This is a genomic window from Oceanicaulis sp. MMSF_3324 (assembly GCF_030733545.1).
Classification (GTDB): Bacteria; Pseudomonadota; Alphaproteobacteria; order Caulobacterales; family Maricaulaceae; genus Oceanicaulis.
The window spans coordinates 334452-350120 of the sequence record NZ_JASHIU010000001.1; the positions used below are offsets into that span (position 1 = coordinate 334452).

The 15669-nt window shown below is 63.8% G+C and carries 13 protein-coding genes; 4 read left to right on the forward strand and 9 right to left on the reverse strand.

The window, feature by feature from the left end; all coding sequences use genetic code 11:
- Positions 1-10: 10 nt before the first annotated feature.
- Positions 11-2401 (forward strand): phenylalanine--tRNA ligase subunit beta, encoded by a 2391-nt coding sequence (pheT, locus tag RBA95_RS01625; protein ID WP_306015040.1) that lies wholly within the window; start codon positions 11-13, stop codon positions 2399-2401.
- Positions 2402-2474: 73 nt separating this feature from the next.
- Here the strand turns inward: pheT and RBA95_RS01630 are convergent, their stop codons facing one another.
- Positions 2475-3644 carry a hypothetical protein gene (locus RBA95_RS01630; RefSeq protein WP_306015041.1) on the reverse strand — a complete coding sequence of 390 codons (1170 nt, stop codon included), beginning with the start codon at positions 3642-3644 and terminating at the stop codon, positions 2475-2477.
- 150 nt (positions 3645-3794) lie between these two features.
- Positions 3795-6014 carry a prolyl oligopeptidase family protein gene (locus tag RBA95_RS01635; RefSeq protein ID WP_306015042.1) on the reverse strand — a complete coding sequence of 740 codons (2220 nt, stop codon included), beginning with the start codon at positions 6012-6014 and terminating at the stop codon, positions 3795-3797.
- A gap of 124 nt (positions 6015-6138) precedes the next feature.
- Between RBA95_RS01635 and dapF the strand changes: the two genes are divergently transcribed.
- From dapF to ftsY, 3 genes are all read left to right on the forward strand, one after another.
- On the forward strand, positions 6139-6960 hold the full coding sequence (gene dapF, locus RBA95_RS01640; protein ID WP_306015043.1) for a diaminopimelate epimerase: 822 nt from the start codon (positions 6139-6141) through the stop codon (positions 6958-6960).
- 416 nt (positions 6961-7376) lie between these two features.
- Positions 7377-8690, forward strand: a complete 1314-nt coding sequence (gene mtaB / locus RBA95_RS01645) for a tRNA (N(6)-L-threonylcarbamoyladenosine(37)-C(2))-methylthiotransferase MtaB (RefSeq protein ID WP_306015044.1) — start codon at positions 7377-7379, stop codon at positions 8688-8690.
- Complete coding sequence (gene ftsY / locus RBA95_RS01650) at positions 8687-10000, forward strand: signal recognition particle-docking protein FtsY (RefSeq protein ID WP_306015045.1); 1314 nt, start codon at positions 8687-8689, stop codon at positions 9998-10000. Before mtaB ends, ftsY begins: the two co-directional genes overlap by 4 nt.
- A gap of 98 nt (positions 10001-10098) precedes the next feature.
- Here the strand turns inward: ftsY and RBA95_RS01655 are convergent, their stop codons facing one another.
- The 7 genes from RBA95_RS01655 to RBA95_RS01685 form a co-directional block, all read right to left on the reverse strand.
- Positions 10099-10809 (reverse strand): NAD-dependent deacylase, encoded by a 711-nt coding sequence (locus tag RBA95_RS01655; protein ID WP_306015046.1) that lies wholly within the window; start codon positions 10807-10809, stop codon positions 10099-10101.
- Between the two features lie 7 nt (positions 10810-10816).
- A complete protein-coding gene (locus tag RBA95_RS01660; RefSeq protein WP_306015047.1) occupies positions 10817-11794 on the reverse strand; it encodes an alpha/beta fold hydrolase in 978 nt (325 codons plus the stop codon).
- Positions 11795-11810: 16 nt separating this feature from the next.
- Positions 11811-12743, reverse strand: a complete 933-nt coding sequence (rarD, locus tag RBA95_RS01665; protein WP_306015048.1) for an EamA family transporter RarD — start codon at positions 12741-12743, stop codon at positions 11811-11813.
- A gap of 60 nt (positions 12744-12803) precedes the next feature.
- A complete protein-coding gene (locus RBA95_RS01670; protein ID WP_306015049.1) occupies positions 12804-13127 on the reverse strand; it encodes a hypothetical protein in 324 nt (107 codons plus the stop codon).
- A 150-nt stretch (positions 13128-13277) separates the two neighbouring features.
- The gene (locus tag RBA95_RS01675; protein ID WP_306015050.1) at positions 13278-14600 is read right to left on the reverse strand and encodes a dicarboxylate/amino acid:cation symporter; all 1323 of its coding nucleotides are present in this window, start codon (positions 14598-14600) and stop codon (positions 13278-13280) included.
- Between the two features lie 100 nt (positions 14601-14700).
- Complete coding sequence (locus RBA95_RS01680; protein ID WP_306015051.1) at positions 14701-15006, reverse strand: hypothetical protein; 306 nt, start codon at positions 15004-15006, stop codon at positions 14701-14703.
- 127 nt (positions 15007-15133) lie between these two features.
- Positions 15134-15664: a carboxymuconolactone decarboxylase family protein gene (locus RBA95_RS01685; protein WP_306015052.1), complete on the reverse strand. Its 531-nt coding sequence runs from the start codon at positions 15662-15664 to the stop codon at positions 15134-15136.
- Positions 15665-15669 lie beyond the last annotated feature (5 nt).

Below are 15669 nucleotides of genomic sequence, written 5' to 3' on the forward strand. Positions count from 1 at the left end.
GACCTGACCGATGAAATTCACCTATTCCTGGCTCAAAGAGCATCTGGACACTGATCTCAGCCTCGCCCAGCTCGACGAGGCGATGACCATGGCCGGTCTGGAGATCGAGGAGATTGAAGATCCGGGCGCCAAGCTGGCCGATTTCTCCACCGCCTATGTGACCGACGCCCAGCCGCATCCGGATGCGGACAAGCTGCGGGTCTGCACGGTGGAGACCCGGGACGGGACCAAACAGATCGTTTGCGGCGCGCCCAATGCGCGGGCGGGCATGACGGCGATCTATGCGCCGCTGGGCGCGTATATTCCCGGCCTTGATTTCAGTCTCGACAAGAAGCCGCGCAAGATCCGCGGCGTCGAGAGCCATGGCATGATGTGCTCGGCCAAGGAGATCGAGGCGGGCGAGGATCATGACGGCATCGCCGATCTTCAGGGCGACTGGCCGGTGGGCACCCCCGCCGCCGAGGCGCTGGGCGTGAATGATCCGGTCATCGATTTCGAAGTCACCCCGAACCGCCCCGACTGGCTGGGCGTTTATGGTATTGCGCGCGACCTCGCCGCGGCGGGCGCCGGCACGCTGAAAACCGGCCCGGTTAAACCGGTTCCGGGCAGTTTCCCCTGCCCGGTGACGGTGAAGCTGGACTGGCCCGAAGCCTGCCCGATCTTTGCCGGCCGGGTGATCAAGGGCGTCAAGAACGGTCCCTCGCCGGACTGGATGCAGAAGCGCCTCCTGGCCATTGGCATCAAGCCCAAGAACCTCTTGGTCGATGTGACCAATTATGTGGCGTTCGATTATGCCCGCCCGCTGCACGTCTATGACATGACGAAAATCGGCGCCACGCTGTATGCGCGTCAGGGCCGGGGCGAGGCGGACGCTCATGTGGCGCTCGATGAAAAGACCTACACCCCGTCGCAAACCGATTGCGTGATCGCCGATGATGAGCGCGCACTGGGTCTTGGGGGCATTATGGGCGGCCAGTATTCAGGCTGCTCGTCCGAGACCACGGATGTCTTCCTGGAGAGCGCCTGGTTTGACCCGGCCATCATCCGCAAGTCCGCCCGGGCGCTGGGCATTGAATCGGACGCCAAATACCGCTTCGAGCGGGGCGTGGATCCTGAAAGCCCGGTGGATGGCATTGAACGCGCCACCGCGCTGATCCTGGAATATGGCGGCGGTGAAGCGTCTGAAGTGACCGTGTCGGGTGAAGCCCCGGCGCGCCCGGACGACATCGCGTTCGATCCGTCCCGCATCCAGCGGCTTCTGGGTCTGGAGCTGAGCGAGGACCGGATCGAGGAGATCCTCGTCTCGCTGGGCTTTGGCGTCACCCGCGGCGAACGCTGGACAGTGAGCGTGCCCAGCTGGCGTCGTGACGCCACGATGCAGGCGGACCTCATCGAGGATGTGGCGCGCATTGCGGGTTATGACAATCTGCCGGTCGTCTCCTTCCGTCGTCCTGAAGGCGAGCGGTTTGACGCCCCGGCGACCGAGCTTCAGAACCGGGTGCGCGCCGCGCGCCGGTCAGCGGCCAATCGCGGCTATCGCGAAGCCATCACCTGGTCCTTCTGCCGGTCTGATCAGGCCGACCTGTTCGGCGGCGTCGGCAAGGGTCTGGTGCTGGAAAACCCGATCAGCACCGAGCTTGATGTGATGCGCCCTTCCGCGCTCATCCATCTTCTGACCAGCGTGCAGAAAAGCGCCGATCGCGGTTTTGATGACGCTCGCTTCTTCGAGGCGGGGCCGATCTATCTTGATGATACGCCCAAGGGGCAGCAGACCGTGGTCGCCGGCGTGCGCCGGGTGGTCGCCGCGCGTGACTGGCGGGGCGAGGGCGCTCCGGACGTCTTTGACATCAAGGCGGACGCCATGGCGGCTCTGGACGCGGCGGGCGCCCCGGTGGACAAGCTGCAAGTGACCGCCGATGCGCGCGATTACTGGCATCCGGGCCGCTCGGGCGTGCTGCGTCTGGGCCCGAACGTGCTGGCCGAGTTCGGCGAAATCCATCCCAAGACGCTCAAGGCGCTGGATGTGGATGGCCGCGTGCTGGCGTTCGAGGTCTTCCTCAACGCCATCCCGGCGACCAAGAAGAAAGCGCTCAAGGCGCGTCCGCCGCTGGAATTGTCCGGCCTGATGGCGGTCAAGCGCGATTACGCCTTCCTCATGGATGCGTCTGCGCCGTCCGCGGATCTGATCAAGGCGGTCAAGGGCGCGGAGAAACAGCTCATCACCGATGTGGCGCTGTTTGATGTCTATCAGGGCCAGGGCGTGCCCGAAGGCCAGGTCTCGCTGGCGCTGGAAGTCACCATCCAGCCGACCGACAAGACCCTGACCGACAAGGAGATCGAGGCGATCAGCGCCAAGATCATCGCCAACGCCCAGAAAGCCGGCGCATCGCTGCGCGGATAGGGCACAAGAAAACGCCCCGGAGGCTTGAGGTCTCCGGGGCGCTCTCACATCGCCCAGCCCTGTTCTTTGAACGCTAGACCCTGAGATTCACGCCGCTCTGGGCGATTTCCTGCGGGGTCACGGCGTTATCAAGGTTGTTATCCAGCGGTTGGCTGACCTGCCTGACGCGCTGAGGCTCCTGAGCGGTCTCGCTCAGCCGATCCACGAGTGAGGGGGTCGGATCGGTCTGGCTGAGCCCGTTATCACGGGTGGAGAGCCCGCTGTCCGCGCGGTCGAACCGCGTTTCAAACCGGGTATTGGGCGTTGTCACTTCGGCATCCACATCGCCGATGCTGGCTCCGGTTTCAGGCCGTGTGACGGCGGCGGGTCCGGTCTCGTCAGCTTCCAGAGGCTCATCGGGTCGTGGCGCGATCTCGGCGCGCAGCGTTGCGGTTTCCTCAGGCTCTTGCGCCTGTTCCAGCGCGGCCGTGGTCGGGTTCACCTCCTGGGCGGCCCGGGCGGCGGCGTTCAGGCCGTCATCAGACGGGTCCTCGGATTGTTGCGCAGGGGCTTCAGGACGGGTGTTCAGTTCAGCGTCACGCGGACTGTCTGCGGGCTCGGCCCGGTTCAGATTGTCATCGATCCGACTATCGAGCCGCTGGTCCTGACGTGCGCCGGCGTCTTCACGCTGGGCCTCGCGGATCGTCTCGGTTTGCTGGCGGCCCTCTTCAATCACGGTGCGGGTCTGATCGGCGCGCTGCTCACGCGTCTCCAGTTCATCAGACCGGGCCTGACGCTGTAGCGTTTCCGCCTGCTGCGCCTCGCTCAACCGGGCGGCAATGCTGGGCTCTTGGGCATCAACGGGCTGCGCCGGCGCCGGCGCCGTCTCAGCGCGCGCTTCAGGCGGCTCCGGCGTCTCGGCCGGTTCACGGGTCGGCTGGGGCGGTTCCTGGGAACGCGTGGCCAGACGCTGCTCCTGCACCTCCAGAAGCACGGCATTGGTGGAGGCGTTCAAGCGATCCTGGCTGGCTTGCGCAAACCCTTCCGCCGCGGCGGAGCGGGTCGGCGTTTCCTCTTCGGAGGACCGGTTCTGCGCCGCGCCGCGATCCTGCCGATCCTGGGCGCTGTCAGCCCGTTCCACAGGCCGGACGGCCGCGGCATCGCTGGCGGCGGTGGAATTGATCAGAGCGGGATCGGACTCACGGGGCGGGGTCCGGTACAGATCAGCCAGATAACCCACTCCACTTGCAATATCGGCGACCATAGCGCACCTCTGCACAGCTCGCGTATATTACAACTATATAGGTCTCAAGAATGCCTGTTAAAGGCGACCCTTTATGAGGGTTTCCATTTGGTAAAGAAAAGGCCCCGACGCGGAACGCCGGGGCCTGATCAGATCGGAAGAGAATTCGCCTTAGCCTTCGCTGCCTTCGGCTTCGTCCTCATCCATGAGTTCTTCCATCAGGAAGGTGTATTCCAGCGCCAGACGACGCGCGCTTTCCTGAAGGTTGGCGGCGGCGGAGTGGCCGCCCTCCATGTTTTCATAATACAGCACGTCCTGCTCCATCTCGTTGAGGAGATAGGCCAGCTTCCGGGCGTGACCCGGATGGACGCGGTCATCCTTGGTGGAGGTCAGAAGGAACATGGGCGGATAGTCGACGCCGGTCTCCACATTGTGGAAGGGCGAGATCGAACGCAGGAAGGCGCGCTCTTCAGGATTCTCGTCCGGGAAGCCGTACTCGTCCTGCCAGCTGGCGCCCGCCAGCAGTGTGTGGAAGCGCAGCATGTCCAGCAGCGGCACCTGGCTGATCACCGCGCCCCACAGATCGGGACGCTGGGTGTACATCACGCCGGTCAGAAGCCCGCCATTGGAGCCGCCCTGAACCGCCAGCTGGTCCGACGTGGTCACGCCGTCATCGATCAGGTCTTCGGCGACCGCGATCAGGTCATCATAGATGCGCTGACGGTTGGTGCGCAGACCCGCCTGGTGCCAGGCCGGACCGAACTCGCCGCCGCCGCGGATGTTCGCCAGCACATAGGTGCCGCCGTTTTCCAGCCACATGCGGCCGCGCGTGCCCGAATAGGACGGGGTCAGGCTGACCTGGAAGCCGCCATAGGCGTAGAGCAGCGTCGGCTGGGGCCCTTCCGCGCCTTCGGCATGGACCACGAAGTACGGGATCATCGTGCCGTCGGTGCTTTCGGCCTGACGCTGTTCGACCACAAGGCCTTCCGCATCAAACCAGGACGGGGCGGATTTCGCCGCTTCCAGCTCGAGATCGGCGGTCAGGCGGTAGAGCGCTTCAGGCTCCAGGAAGCCTTCCACGTTCACATAGGCCAGATCGGACTGCTCATCGGCGGTGACGATGGAGATCGAGGCGTTCTCCGGCGTTTCCACGCTTTCGCTGGTCCAGCCGGCATCGCTGCGGGTGAAGGCTTCAAGGCCGCCCACAACATTGTCGTTGATCACCATCAGAAGGTGGTTCTGGGTGGTGGCGACGCTGCCAATGGACTGGCGTTCGTTCGGCGTGAACACGACTTCGACGCTCGGCAGTTCGCCGGTTTCAACGAACGCGCCCATGTCAAAGCTGAGGATCGAGCCGGTGGGGTAGGTTTCGCCGCCCTCGACCGGGGTCCATTCCTCTTCGATGGAGAAGACCAGCTGACCGTCAAACAGGGTTTGCGGGCTGGACTTGCGCGGCAGCGGCATCTGCACCGGCTCGCCGGTCGCGCCGTCGGGCAGGTAATAATAGACGCTTTCAAAGAAGCTCGCGGCCTGGATGGCCATCATGTAGGCCGTGCCGTCCGCCTGTTCGAAACGGGCGGGCCAGACGCCCACATTGCTTTCCTCGCCGGAAATGACGACTTCGGCCTCTTCGATCGGCGTGCCGCGGGTCCAGCGTTTCACCACGAAGGGATAGCCCGACTGGGTGGCTTCGGCCGGATCGAGCGCGGTGGCGATCAGCAGGGTGTCGTCATCAATCCAGGCGGTTGAGCCCTTGGTTTCATCAATGACAAAGCCGTCCTCGATGAACTCGCGGGTTTCCATGTTGAATTCACGGCGCACCGCGGCGTCAGAGCCGCCATCGGACAGCGTGATCATGCAGCGGGTGTAATCGGGCGCCAGGCAATCTGCGCCGCGCCAGACCCAGTTATGGCCTTCGGCTTCGCCCAGGGCGTCGAGATCGAGCACCACATCCCATTCCGGGTTTTCGGTGGCGTAGCTTTCCACCGAGGTCTTGCGCCACAGGCCTTTGACGTGGTCGGCGTCCTGCCAGAAATTCCACAGCTCGCCGTTGCGCACGCCGACATAGGGAATGCGGTCGGTGGATTGCAGAACTTCAAGCGCCTGATTGTACAGCGTGTCATAGCGCGGGTCCGAGGTCAGGCGGTCGAGCGACTGCTCGTTCATCTCGGTCGCGAAGGCGAGGGCGCGTTCGCCTTCCACCTCTTCAAGCCATTCAAGGCTTTCGGTTTCCGCCTGGATCGCGGCGTTCAGCTCCGCGCCGGGCAGGTTGGCGGTGTCTGTCACACCGGACTCCTCGGTTTCGGTCGTATTGCTTTGTTCGGATGGCGAACAGGCCGCGAGCGCCAGAACGGCGGCAGCGGCGGACAGGTGATAACCCCAGCGGCGCATCATGCTCTCCCCTAGTTGAGCGACGGCGTGCATTGAACAGGGCGTTGAGCCCGCGGTCAAAGTGATACTGTGTTACGCGCGCGTCATCTTGCAGGCGGACGCAGACAAGCGTATCGGTGCGGTCATGAGAGCATACGCCATGAACGGGGCGGGGAACGCCTTCATCGTCATCGATCGTCGCGAGGCGTCGGGCCCCGCCGCCTATGCTGCGGATCAGATCGAGGCGATGCGGGCTGTGCATCCCTTTGATCAGCTCATCGTGCTGGACCCGTCCGATGACGCGGATGCGGATCTGCGGGTCTGGAACAATGATGGCGGCGAAGTGGGCGCCTGCGGCAATGGCACGCGCGCGGCGGCCTGGTTGCTGTTTGAAGACGGCGCAAAGCCCCAGCTGCGGTTCACGTCCACGGGCGGCCTGATGCAGGCCCGAAGGCTTGATGGCGGCGCCGCGGAAGTGGATCTCGGCCCGGCGCGTCTGGACTGGCGGGAGATCCCGTTATCGCTGCCCATGGAGACGGTGCGGCTGGATTTCGGCGTCAACCTGCCTGATGGCGGACGGCTGGAAGGTCCCGGTGCGGTGTCCATGGGCAACCCCCATGTGGTCTTTGCGGTCGAGGATGTTCTGGCCCTGGCGCTGTCGGAGATCGGACCGTGTGTGGAGCACGACCCGCTGTTTCCTGAACGGGTCAATGCCGGCTTCGCCCAGGTGCGCGATCGCGATGATGTCCGCCTGAAAGTGTTCGAACGCGGCGCTGGGCTGACGCTGGCGTGCGGAACGGGGGCGTGCGCGGCTCTGGTCGCCTTGCATCGACAGGGGCTTGTGGACCGCGAAGCGGTGATCGAGGCGGATGGCGGCAAACTGCCCGTGCGCTGGGATGATCAGGGCCATGTGCATCTGTCCGGCCCCGTGGTGCTGGAGCGGGAGCTCGATCTGAGCGGCGTTTAATTCCTCTCTCTCTTTCCAACTAGCGTCATCCCGGACTTGATCAGGGGATCCGGGGCCCATAGGCGCCCTGTGATCCCCTAGGTCCTGACGTTCGTCAGGATGACGATAAGTGAATAGCTTTCTCACCCTGTCATCCCCGCATGAACCGGCGAATGACAGCCTCTTAAAATCAAAGACAACTACGAAACGCTTGTGAGCGTCCCTCTCCCCTTTCTGAGGGGAGAGGACAGGTGAGGGGTGAGCGGCGCTTGATCCTTCAGGCTGGTTGTGCGCTGAAGCGCACCCCCTCACCCAGCCTCTCCCCCTTGGACAAGGGGGAGAGGGGTAGGGTCCAGCAACGCTCCAAACGCATACCCGCCTTGCAGACTCCCTTCCCCGCTTGACCGAAGGGCGTCTCAACCCCACTTTGCGCGCTCATGAGCACACCTGTGGAAAACCCTGCCCTGTCCCCTGAGACTTCAGAGGGGCGCGATGTGGAGATCGTCACCTTCGGCTGCCGGCTGAACGCCTGGGAGTCCGAAGTGATGCGCGATCACGCGCGCGCAGGCGGGCTGGAAGACGCGGTGATCATCAATACCTGCGCTGTGACCAACGAGGCGGTGCGTCAGGCGCGCCAGACCATTCGCCGGATGAAGCGCGAGCGGCCCGACGCCCGCATGATCGTCACCGGTTGCGCCGCCCAGATCGATCCCGACCAGTTTGCGAAAATGGCCGAGGTCGACCAGGTGCTTGGCAATGCCGAGAAGCTGCGTCCGGAAACCTTCAAATCCACCGTCATTGGCGGCGGCGACAAGGTGAAGGTGGATGACATCATGGCGGTCAGCGAGATCGCCAGCCATCTCGTCGATGGTCTGGATGGTCGCGCCCGCGCCTATGTGCAGGTGCAGACCGGGTGTGATCACCGCTGCACCTTCTGCATCATTCCCTATGGCCGCGGCAATGCGCGCTCCGCGCCGGCCGGTGAGGTGGTCGATCAGGTCAAGCGTCTGGTGGAGACCGGCCATTCCGAAGTGGTGCTGACCGGCGTGGACATGACCAGCTGGGGTCAGGACCTGCCCGGAACGCCCAAGCTGGGTCGTCTGGTGCGGGCCATCCTCAAGCAGGTCCCCGAGCTTCAGCGCCTGCGCCTGTCGTCCATCGACGCCATCGAGATTGACGAGGATCTGTTCCGCGCCATCGCCGAGGAAGAGCGGCTCTGCCCCTATATGCACCTCTCGCTTCAGGCGGGCGATGACATGATCCTCAAGCGCATGAAGCGGCGACACTCGCGCGATGACGCCATTGCGCTGGCCCAACGCCTGCGCGCCGTGCGTCCGGACATCGCCTTTGGCGCGGACCTCATCGCAGGCTTCCCGACCGAGACCGAAGAGATGTTCCAGAACTCGCTGCGGCTTGTGGACGAGTGCGACCTCGCTTTCGTCCATGTCTTCCCCTATTCGCCGCGCCCCGGAACGCCCGCTGCGCGCATGCCGCAAGTGGACCGCGAAGTGGTCAAGGAACGCGCGGCGCGGCTGCGCGCGAAATCGCATGACGCGCTGCAACGTCATCTGGCGTCGCGCGTTGGCCATGAGATGACGGTGCTGGTTGAAAAGCCCGGCTTCGCCCGCGCGGATGACTTTACGCCTGTGCGCATGCAATCCAGCGCCCGGCCCGGCGCGCTTGTCCGGGCGATCATCACCGGGCATGACGAGAAAGCCCTGTTCGCAACACCGCTGGAGGCTGCCCGGTGAGCTGGTTCAAATTCGGTTTCGGCAAGAAAAAGAAGAAAGACGAGGCTCCCTCTGAGGCTCCGGCCCTTGAAGCGCCGGACACAGAGGCTGAGGCCGAACCCGAAGCCCCGGTTGAATCCGCGGTCATCGCCGACGTCGAAAAAGCGCCTGAACATCTTAATGAACCGCGCCCGGCCGAGCCGGCGCCTGCGCCCGTCGATCCTGATCCGCAGGTGGAAGAACGCGCTGAAGCGGTTGTCGACGAGGCGGCGCCAAGCCCTGACGACATCGCCGAAACCCCCGCGCAGGCCAGCGGGATCGAAGCGCTGGCTGAAACACTGTCTGAGCCCGACGCAGCCGATCCGGTGGCGGATGAGACCCCGTCCGAGCCCCAGCCTGAACCGGCTGAAGAGAAGAAAGGCTTCTTCGCCCGCCTCGCTGCGGGTCTGAAGAAATCCTCCTCCCGTCTCAGTGACGGGCTCAGCTCGCTGTTCACCCAGCGCAAGCTCGATCAGGAGGCGCTCGACGAGCTTGAGGAATTGCTGATCGCGGCGGATATCGGCGCGCCCACGGCCGCCAAGGTCGTCGCCCGTCTCGCAAAGGACCGTTTTGACAAGGATGTCAGCGATCTCGAGATCCGCGAAGCGCTGGCCGACGTGGTCGCTGAAACCCTGCAGCCCTATGAGCAGCCGCTCGACATGACCGGCGCGACGCCGAGTGTGGTCGTGTTTGTGGGCGTGAACGGCTCGGGCAAGACCACGACGCTGGGCAAGATCGCGGTGAAGATGACGCGCGAGGGCGCCGATGTGGTCACCGCCGCGGGCGATACTTTCCGCGCCGCCGCCGTCGAGCAGCTTCAGGTCTGGTCAGAGCGCGCGGGGGCGAAATGCCTGTCGCGAGAGCTGGGTGCGGATGCTGCGGGTCTGGCCTTTGACGCCATTCAGCAAGGCCGTTCCGATCAGTCCGATGCGGTTCTGATCGACACGGCCGGCCGGTTGCAGAACAAGGCCGAGCTGATGGATGAGCTCAAGAAGATCATCCGCGTCATCAGGAAGATCGACGAGACCGCGCCGCATCATGTGTTGCTGGTGCTCGACGGGACAGTGGGCTCGAACGCCATTTCCCAGGCCGAAGCCTTCATGGAAACCGCCAATGTTACCGGCGTCATCATGACCAAGCTTGATGGCACGGCGAAAGGCGGCGCGCTGGTCCAGGTCGCCGAACGCTTCAAGCTGCCCATCCATTTCATTGGCGTGGGTGAAGGCGAAGCCGATCTGCAGGCCTTCAAGGCGAAGGAGTTCGCGCGCGCGCTGGCGGGGCTTGAGGGGTAGGCAAGGACGGTATGGGCCTCCGGATCAAGTCCGAAGGCCGAGAGGTTTGAGCACTATGGTCTCGGTCCTCGGGCTTGCCCTGGGGACCTATAAGGCGACTAGCCCAGCCCCCGCACCCAGTGCGGCACCACTTCGGTCGCCGGCCCGTAATGTGTTTCTTCGAACAGATCGCTGATTTCGCCCGGCTCAAGGGTCAGCTCGACCGTATGGGCGCCGCCCCGGCGGGCTTCGGCGACGAAGCCGGCGGCGGGATAGACCGTGCCGGACGTGCCGACCGCAACGAACAGATCGCACCGGTCGAGGGCGGCATAGATTTGATCGAGCCCGAGCGGCATTTCCCCGAACCAGACCACATGCGGACGCAGGCCGCCGGCCTTGCCACAGCCCGGACAGGGGCGCTCACGCGTCATGTCCTCTCGGTCGGAAAACAGATGGCCGCACCGGGTGCAGCGGGTTTTCAGCAATTCGCCATGCATGTGCAGCAGGCCCGCCGAGCCCGCCTGTTCATGCAGGTCATCAATGTTCTGGGTGACCAGAAGGTAATTCGCCCGGCCATCGAGCATCCAGTTCTGTTCCAGCTCGGCCAGGGCGAAATGGGCGGCATTGGCCTTGGCGTCCGCGAGGTTCGCGCGCCGCGCATTGTAAAAGCCCAGCACTGTGTCGGGATCGGCCTCAAAGGCTTCGGGCGTGGCGAGTTTCATGGGATCGAACTTGGCCCACAGCCCGCCTTCATCGCGGAACGTGCCCAGCCCGGATTCCGCGGATACGCCGGCGCCGGTCAGGATGACGATGTTTTCATAGCGCGCCATGACGGCCTCATGGGTTAGGAAAACGGGTCTTGAGCCAGCCCAGCATCAGTTCGGACAGCTCGGCGGGCGCCTCATACTGGGTCCAGTGGCCGATATCCTCGATCACGTTCATGTCCAGATCCTTGCACAGGATCGGCATCCAGCCCGCCAGCTTGGGCGGCAGCATGTAATCACACTCCGCCGAGATCATCTGGCACGGCATGGAGAGCCGGTGATCCACACCGCCGAGTCGTTCCCAGTTCGCATCGAAATTGCGATACCAGTTCATGCCGCCGCGAAACCCGGTGCGCGCATAGGTTTCGGCGTAGACCTTGCGGATTTCGGGCGGGACGACGCAATCATCCTCGCTCTTGAGACCGCCGCGTTTGACGAAATTATCGAACCGCTTGGGCAGGTGCGTGATGGAATCGGGCAGCTTGTCGAGATCGGCGCTGGGCGCCGGGGCGGCGAAGCTGAAGGCGAAGAAGTCGTCTTCGCGCCCCTTGAAGTAATCGTCCATCGCCTCGTCCTGGAAAGCGACGATGTAATGATCCTCGCCGCCGCGCTCGCGGAAGACCTCTGTGGGCGGGACCGAGCCGCGCGGCAGGTGCGGGGTGTTCACGCCCACCGCGCCCAGAAACCGTTCGGGGACCAGACAGGCGGCGTGCCACATCAGAATACCGCCCCAGTCATGGCCGACCCAGACCGCTTTCTCGATGCCCAGCGCATCCAGCAAGCCGGTGAAGTCACCCACCAGATGATCCACGCCATAGGCGTCCACCGGGTGCGGCGCGTCAGAGGCGCCAAAACCGCGATTGTCCGCCGCGATCACCCGGTATCCCGCGTTCGCCAGATCCGCGATCTGCTGCGCCCAGCTCAGCGCCAGCTCCGGCCAGCCATGCATCAGAAGGACCGGGACGCCGTCCTCGGGGCCGGCCAGATGCACCGAGAGCGTCACCTCCCCCACATCAATCCTCTGGGCGGGCGGCATGGGTGGGTGAGACATCAATTCCTCCGGGCAGTCAGGCGGGCCGTATCCCCGCACGTTTTTGTTTTCGCTCGAAGTGTAGAAGCTCGAACACGAAGACGGCCAGCCCTAACCAGATGAAAATGAAGGTGGCGAGATAGGCCAGGCTGAAGGGTTCGCCATACATGAGCCCCACAATGAACTGCAGGGTGGGCGCCACGAACTGCAACACGCCGATGATCGCAAAGCTCAAGCCCCGCGCGCCGGTCAGGAACAGGAGGAGCGGCAGCACCGTCATCGGGCCGGTCATCATCAGCAGGATCGCGTAATGGGGCCCGTCAAAGAAATGGCCCGCCTGCGCGCCGCCCTGAATCTCGAACACCGTGAGCACGAACAGGGAGGGGATCGCCATGATCAGCGTCTCCCAGAACAGGCCGACCCGGGCATCCACCTGGATGGTCTTGCGCACATAGCCATAGGCGGTGAACGTGCCCGCCATGATCAGCGCGAAGACGGGCAGATGTCCCACGGTGACGATCTGATTGATCACGCCCAGCACCGCCAGGCCGATCGCGATGGCGCGCAACAGGCTGAAACGTTCTTTGGCGACAAACAGGCCCACCGCCACATTCATCAGCGGGTTGATGTAATAGCCCAGCGAGGCTTCCAGTACGCGGCCTGAATTGACCGAGAAGATATAGACCCACCAGTTCGCCCCGATCAGAAGGGCCGTGCACACGAGCACTATCAGGGTCTTGCGGTCATTGAGCACGCTGAGCGCGGGACCGAGCCGTCGGCTGACATACAGGAGCGCGAACAGAATGGGCGCCGACCAGACCACCCGTTGCAGCACGATCTCGCTGGGGTTCGCGAACGCCAGGAACTTGTAGAAGATCGGCGACAGGCCCCAGATGAAATAGCCCGAAAAGGCGGCGAGCGCCGCCTGTTTGGGGTCGAGGCGATCCGGGGTGAGGGGCGGCTGGCTCATGCGGGCCATTTAGGGCCGCACAGCGCTCCTGTCATCTCACGCGGCTGCGCCTGTCATGATTTATTCGCGCGGGGTTCGGGACGTGCGGGCGATCCGTCCCAGGCGCCAGGCCAGCCAGACCGCGCTCCAGACATTGCCGAGGATGGGCAGCGGCAGGATAAACGCCAATGCGATCAGCTTGTTGGGTTCAAACACCCAGATCAGGATCGCGATCAGCACAAAGCCCAGATACAGATCAATCAGGCTGACCACGCCCCAGGGTTCTGACACCAGCCACCCCACCGCTTCAGAGAGCGACTGCCCGGCTGTCATGGACGCCCAGACAATGGCGATGAGGAGCGCGATGGCGCCCAGTCCTGAAAGTATCCGAAAGCCTGTGGTCATGTCCCGCTCCTGTGAATGCGTCATAAGGTGATACGGGCGGGATGGCGGTTCGGTTCAGCTGATGACACGGATGGTCGGCCTGCAAAGATAAGAAAAAGGGCGGCCCCGTCACTGGAGCCGCCCCTTCTCGTCTCAGCCTATGCGAATGACCTAGTCCCGGTCGGCGTCGGCCACGTCAGGGGTGGTTTTCGGCTCATAGGGCTGGTCGGCCGGATGGCGATAGCAATCCTCGTCCAGCTCGCCTTCCCACTTGGCCACAGCCGTTGCGACAGTGGCGTCGCCGGTGACGTTCAGCGCGGTGCGAGCCATGTCCATGATCCGGTCCACCGGCAGGATGAAGCCCACAATGATCGCCACCTGCTCCGCGCTGACGCCAAAGGTGTCGAGCACGATCGCCAGCAAGAACAGCGAGGCGGACGGAATGCCGGCCGCCCCGATCGAGACGATGGAGGCGGTGAAGGCGATCAGGAAATAGTTCGCCAGCGTCAGGTCATAGCCGAAGGCCTGGGCCGTGAAGAGCGCCAGAATGCCCAAGTACAGCGCCGTGCCGTCCATATTGATGGTGGCGCCCAGCGGCAGCACCGAACCGGCGATGGAGCGTTTGACGCCCAGATTTTCGCTGGCGTTGGCGATGGTCACCGGCAGGGTGGCGCTGGAGGAGGCGGTGGAATAGGCCACGGCGATGGCGTCGAGCATGCCGCGCAGGAAGTTCATTACCGGCAGGCCGAGCACGAAGCGGATGAAGCCGCCATAGACGAGCACGGCATGGGTGAACAGGCCCACATAGACCGCCGCGATCAGCACTGCGATGGCGGCGAGCGCTTCAAAACCTTGCGACGCCACGGTGTGGCTGACCAGGGCGAAGACCCCGAACGGCGCCACTTCCATCACCAGATGGGTGACTTTCAGGATCACATTGGCGGCCTGGGTGAACACATCGCCCACCAGCTTGCCGTCACGGCCCGCCATCAGGATGCCAATACCCAGAAGCACCGCGAAGAAGATGATCGCCAGCACATCCCCGTCCGCCAGGGCGGCGATGGGGTTGTCCGGCACGATGCCCAGAAGCCGCTCGACGAGCGTCGGGGCTTCGCGCGATACCGGGACAGCGTCGGCGCCGCCCAGATCCACACCGTCGCCGGGGCGGAAGGTCAGGCCGAAAATCATGCCGATGATGTTGGCGAAGAAGGTAGTGGCGAAATAGAGCGCCATGGTCTTCAGACCGATGGAGCCCAGCTTCTTGGGATCGCCAAGCGCCACGACCCCGGACACCAGCGTCGTCAGGATCAGCGGGACGATGAGCATCCGGATCAGGTTGATGAACAGATCACCGACCGGTTTGACGAAGGTCTCGAGCCAGCTCGCTGCGGCCTCGCCGCCCATGATCCGGCTCAGGATACCGCCGAAAATCACGCCGATCACGAGCGCGCCAAGCACGCGCTGCCACAGCGCGATCTTAAACCAACCTCTCATACAGGCCCCTCCCCGGCGGCTCTCATATCAGAACCGCGCCAGCCTAAGCCCGGATGCGGAGAGGTCAACGACCTGACGCCGTAAGGTTATCAGATGTAAATCACAAATCTCTTGAACGGGTGGATTGGCCGACGGCCTTGAGGACGCCCATACGCAATCCGTAAGCCAGCCAGAACGCACCGATGATCAGCATCCAGGGCGCGGTGGGCAGGGTCGGGTTCAATCGCGACAGCACGACGAGAATGCCGGCCATCACCACATGTCCGGTCACCACGCGCCAGCGCACGTCGCGATAGCTCTCGGCGGCCTTGATCGTCGCTTCCGAGAACCAGCGCCAGGCCCGGTTCACCGAGCCAGAATCCCGCTCCCGGCGGGCCGTTTCGGATTGATCGGGCGGGTAGGACATATTTTCAGGATACGGACTTGTTCAAACCCTGTCAAAATGACGTTTTCCAAGCGTGTGAACAAAAAAACCCGCCGGGACGGTCATTGAGGACCGCCCGACGGGCTCAGGAGAGATCGTGAATCAGGCGTTAGCCGAGATTGGCTTCCGCGCGGATCACGGCGGCCGCAGCGTTCACCACGGAGGCGATGCGGACCGCCGCCTGGATCTGTTCGGTGGTCAGGCCGGCCTTGCGCAGTTCGTGTTCGTGCGCATCGATGCACATGCCGCAGCCATTAATGGCGGAGACGGCGAGCGACCACAGTTCGAAGTCCGCCTTGTCCACGCCGGGATTGCCGATGACGTTCATGCGCAGCTTGGCCGGCATGGTCTTGTAATCGCTGGCGGAGACCAGGTGGTTGAAGCGATAGAAGACATTGTTCATGCCCATGATGGACGCAGCGGCCTTGGCGGCGCTGATCGCTTCGGCGGACAGCTTGTCTTCCACTTCGGCGACAATGTCGTTGAGGGTTTCGCGCTCGCCCACGGCATAGGCGGAGGCGAGAAAGACGCCGTATTTCTTCTGATCGTCGAGAACGGTTTCACGGCCCAGGGAGCTGAGATTCAGCTTGATGTCCTTGGCGTGATCGGGGAGGCGGTTCTTCAGGGCGTCAAGGCTCATGGCGC